This is a genomic window from Streptococcus danieliae (genome assembly GCF_013415245.1).
Classification (GTDB): Bacteria; Bacillota; Bacilli; order Lactobacillales; family Streptococcaceae; genus Streptococcus; species Streptococcus danieliae_A.
Genome location: NZ_JACBXX010000191.1, coordinates 1 through 1,196, shown reverse-complemented (window position 1 = coordinate 1,196; position 1,196 = coordinate 1). Strand labels below are relative to the sequence as shown.

The 1,196-nt window shown below is 44.2% G+C and carries 1 protein-coding gene and 1 pseudogene; both read left to right on the top strand.

The features are described 5' to 3' along the window. Positions 1-132 (top strand): annotated as a pseudogene (locus tag HZY94_RS08955) (IS30 family transposase); the annotation flags it as partial. A gap of 696 nt (positions 133-828) precedes the next feature. Next, positions 829-1,196, top strand: a 368-nt coding sequence (locus tag HZY94_RS08950; protein ID WP_257151911.1) for a reverse transcriptase domain-containing protein, incomplete at its 3' end; no start/stop codon positions are given.

The window sequence follows — 1,196 nt, the reverse complement described above, 5'->3', positions numbered from 1 at the left end:
CGCAGGTGGTTACCAAAAGGGACCAAAGAAACAACTCCCAAAGAAGTCGCTTTTATTGAAAATTGGATAAACAATTATCCTAAAAAATGTTTGGACTACAAGTCACCAAAGGAATTTCTTAGTGGTGGCTAATTTCAACTTGAAATTTAGCGTGAGTACAATATAGCCTAAAAATGGCTTCCTTTCAATTCATATGGGATGCATTCCCTGTGGTGGGGGACGGCAGCGACCTCTGACGAGTTCCATGCCTTATTCGGGAACCGAAGTTTCCCGAATCCCCCCGATTCCAAGCTCGGTGGCTTGGAATCTTTTCAGTACGACGGGCATGTCGTATATCTGAGGTGCAAGTCCTCTGTGGGCACCTGCTACCGGTGAACCCAATAGCGACTCCCAAGCCTGACTATCGTGAGGTAGCGGGGAGAGGAAGGGATAGCGAAATCGTGGCTCTACGAACAGAAATGTGATATGAAGGCGTATGTAGTGGATGAGGAGGCTGAAAACTCTAAAGTCCCAAAAGGTAGTCGTAACCTATATGCGTAGATCACGAGAGTAAACGAGGAAAGATATACGACTTATCCCGTGAGGTCTCATGAGCGTCGTAGACGTAGTAACAACGAATCATGAGAAGTCAGCCGAACCCATAGTAGTGATGAAGTTTCTGTAATGGAAATGGAGCGAAGGGGCGAACAATTAACCGAAGTAATCCTACTTCACTTGTGTCTGTAAAAGAACGGTCTGATAGAACTGGAGACGGTCACGTATTGACTAGGAGAAGGTTCACGAATCTAAGATGTCCCTCAGACACCGAAACAAGAAAGGAATACGCACATGTCAGAATTGCTAGATAAGATATTATCTCGGAACAATATGCTTGAAGCCTATCATCAGGTAAAAAGAAACAAGGGTTATGCTGGTATCGACGGAGTTACCATTGAGGAAATGGATAATTTCCTACGGCAACATTGGCGAGAAACCAAGGAACTTATAAAGCAGAGGAAGTACAAACCTCAACCAGTTTTACGAGTTGAAATTCCTAAGCCAAATGGTGGCGTCCGAAATCTTGGAATCCCTACAGTCATGGACAGAATGGTACAACAAGCGATTGTTCAAACCATCAGTCCAATCTGTGAAAGACACTTCTCAGAGTATAGTTATGGCTTTCGTCCCAATCGCTCTTGTGAGACAGCTATTATTCA